This window comes from Mesorhizobium sp. M5C.F.Ca.IN.020.32.2.1 (assembly GCF_004023105.1).
Taxonomy (GTDB): Bacteria; Pseudomonadota; Alphaproteobacteria; order Rhizobiales; family Rhizobiaceae; genus Mesorhizobium; species Mesorhizobium wenxiniae.
Genome location: NZ_RZSX01000810.1, coordinates 1 through 2,834 on the forward strand (window position 1 = coordinate 1; position 2,834 = coordinate 2,834).

The 2,834-nt window shown below is 62.3% G+C and carries 4 protein-coding genes; 3 read left to right on the forward strand and 1 reads right to left on the reverse strand.

Annotation, left to right across the window (positions count from 1 at the left end):
* The 3 genes from hemH to EOA86_RS29170 form a co-directional block, all read left to right on the forward strand.
* Positions 1 to 794 (forward strand): ferrochelatase (gene hemH, locus EOA86_RS29160; protein ID WP_128344825.1); only part of this gene is annotated, 794 nt, incomplete at its 5' end.
* Positions 795 to 941: 147 nt separating this feature from the next.
* On the forward strand, positions 942 to 1,892 hold the full coding sequence (locus EOA86_RS29165) for an SPFH domain-containing protein (RefSeq protein ID WP_029349653.1): 951 nt from the start codon (positions 942 to 944) through the stop codon (positions 1,890 to 1,892).
* A gap of 10 nt (positions 1,893 to 1,902) precedes the next feature.
* Positions 1,903 to 2,367: an NfeD family protein gene (locus tag EOA86_RS29170; protein WP_095517228.1), complete on the forward strand. Its 465-nt coding sequence runs from the start codon at positions 1,903 to 1,905 to the stop codon at positions 2,365 to 2,367.
* Between the two features lie 52 nt (positions 2,368 to 2,419).
* Here EOA86_RS29170 and EOA86_RS29175 read toward each other — a convergent pair.
* Positions 2,420 to 2,834: CBS domain-containing protein (locus tag EOA86_RS29175; RefSeq protein ID WP_128344827.1), on the reverse strand; the 415-nt coding region annotated here is incomplete at its 5' end.

Below are 2,834 nucleotides of genomic sequence, written 5' to 3' on the forward strand. Positions count from 1 at the left end.
GGATCTGGAACCGGCAGCGTAACGAGTCGCCGCTGCGCACCTACACCCGCGCTCAGAGCGAAAAGCTGACCGAGGCGCTGCGCGACCTGCCCGGCGTCACCGTCGACTGGGCGATGCGTTACGGCAATCCTTCCACCGAGAGCGTCGCCAAAGGGCTGGTCGCGCAGGGCTGCGACCGCATTCTCTCTTTTCCCCTTTATCCGCAATATTCCGCGACCACCACCGCGACCGCCAACGACCAGCTGTTTCGCGCGCTGATGAAGATGCGCCGCGCCCCGGCGATCCGCAGCGTGCCGCCCTACTATGCCGAACCGGTTTATATCGAGGCGCTTGCCCGTTCGATCGAGCGTCATCTGGGGACCCTCGCTTTCGAGCCGGAGGTGGTCATCGCCTCCTATCACGGCATTCCGAAACCCTATTCCGACAAGGGAGACCCCTATCAGGCCCATTGCCTTGAGACGACCCGGCTGCTGCGGGAAAAGCTCGGCTGGGATGAGAAGAAGCTGATCACCACGTTCCAGTCGCGCTTCGGTGCGCAGGAGTGGCTGCAGCCTTACACCGACAAGACGGTCGAAAAATTGCCTGGAGAAGGCGTGAAATCGATCGCCATCGTCAATCCGGGCTTTTCCGTCGACTGCATCGAGACGCTGGACGAGATCGGCAGGGAGGCGGCCGAGACTTTCCATCATGCCGGGGGCGAGAAGTTCGCGCACATCCCTTGCCTCAATGACAGTGCCGAGGGCATGGCGGTGATCGAGGCGATGGTGCGGCGCGAATTGTCGGGCTGGATCTGAAGCGGATACAATCGCGCGCCGCTAACCCGCTTTCTATGCACCGTAATCCACTATCACCTGATTGTAACGTTCCTGAAACACACTTAAGTGTTTGGTGAAGTCGGCCGCGTGAAACACTTCCGTGGCCGGCATCTGAGGGAGGGCCAAATGGATTTCAGTGGTTTCGATATCGCGCTTCTTGTTCTTGTCGCTCTTGTCGTGCTCGTGCTTTTCAAAGGCATCCGGACAATCCCGCAAGGCTATAATTATACCGTCGAACGCTTTGGCCGCTATACCAAGACATTGAGCCCCGGCCTCAACCTAATCGTGCCGTTCGTCGACCGCATCGGCGCCAAGTTGAACATGATGGAGCAGGTGCTCGACGTCCCGACCCAGGAGATCATCACCCGCGACAACGCCACCGTCGCCGTCGACGGCGTGGCCTTCTACCAGGTGCTCAACGCCGCGCAGGCCGCCTACCAGGTCGCCGGGCTGGAGAACGCCATCCTCAACCTGACGATGACCAACATCCGTACCGTGATGGGCTCGATGGACCTGGACGAGCTTTTGTCGAACCGCGACGCCATCAACGAACGCCTGCTGCGCGTCGTCGACGAGGCGGCGCATCCCTGGGGCATCAAGATCACCCGCGTCGAGATCAAGGACATCAACCCACCGGCCAATCTCGTCGAATCGATGGGTCGCCAGATGATGGCCGAACGCAACAAGCGCGCGCAGATCCTCGACGCCGAAGGCCTCAAGCAGTCGCAGATCCTGGAAGCCGAGGGCCGCAAGGAAGCCGCCTTCCGCGACGCCGAGGCGCGCGAACGCTCGGCCGAGGCCGAGGCCCGCGCCACGCAGGTAGTGTCGGAAGCGATCGCCAAGGGCGACGTGCAGGCGCTCAACTACTTCGTTGCGCTGAAATACACCGAAGCGCTGACCAGGATCGGCTCCGCCACAAACAGCAAGGTCGTGCTGATGCCGATGGAAGCTTCATCATTGATCGGCACGCTCGGCGGCATCGGCGCGATCGCCAAGGAAGTCTTCGGGAGCGAGGGCAATGCCGGCCCGCCGCGGCAAGCTTCACGTCCGCCGGTAGTTCGCCCGAGCGAAAGCTGAGGCCGATCCGATGTTCGACCGCATCATTTCGGAACTCGGTCCCTGGAATTGGATGGTTCTCGGCTTTGTTCTCCTCGTAATGGAGGTCATCGCACCGGGCATCTTCATGCTATGGATCGGCATCGCCGCGCTGCTGATCGGTGCAGTCTCCCTGCTCATCTGGGACGCAGGATTCTGGACCTGGCAGATCCAGGTTCTCGCCTTCCTCGCTTTGTCGCTGATCTCAGCCTATGTCGGCAAGAGACTGGCGGGCGGACGCCATGACCCGACCGACCAGCCGCTGCTCAATCGCCGCGGCGAACAAATGATCGGCAGAATGGCGACACTTGCCGAGCCGATCAAGGACGGGCGCGGCCGCATAAAGCTGGGCGACACGCTATGGCGCGTCTCAGGCCCCGATCTGCCGGCCGGCACGCAGGTGCGCGTGACGGGCGCGGCCGACACCGATCTGGAGCTGACGGTCGAGGCGGTTTAGGACCGATCCTACCCATCTCGGCGGGCGACTTTTCAAACAGGCCTGAGGTCTGTCAGGCCGCGCCGATGCGCAGCAGGTCGTGCAGATGGACAAGTCCGACCGGCCGTCCGCCCTCGACAACCATCAGGCTGGAGATGGCCGAATTGTTGATCGTCTGCAGCGCCGTCGCCACCAACGTATCCGGCCCGGCGGTCTTCGGCTTCTTGGTCATGACCTGATCGACACTCATCGCCAGAAGATTGCTGCCGATGTGGCGCCTGATATCGCCATCGGTGACGATGCCGATCAGCGCACCATCCGCGGCGGTTATCGCCACGCAGCCGAACCCCTTGCGCGACAATTCGAGGATCGCTTCGCGCATTCCGGTGCCCGAAGGCACCAGCGGCAGCCTGTCGCCGACATGCATGATGTCGCGGATCTGCGTCAGATTGGCGCCAAGTTGCCCGCCGGGATGGAAGGTGCGGAAA

What these genes read in the sequence shown, in the direction of transcription:
- EOA86_RS29165 (WP_029349653.1), top strand. Translation starts at nt 942, where the DNA reads ATGGATTTCAGTGGTTTCGATATCGCGCTTCTTGTTCTTGTCGCTCTT.
- EOA86_RS29170 (WP_095517228.1), top strand. Translation starts at nt 1,903, where the DNA reads ATGTTCGACCGCATCATTTCGGAACTCGGTCCCTGGAATTGGATGGTT.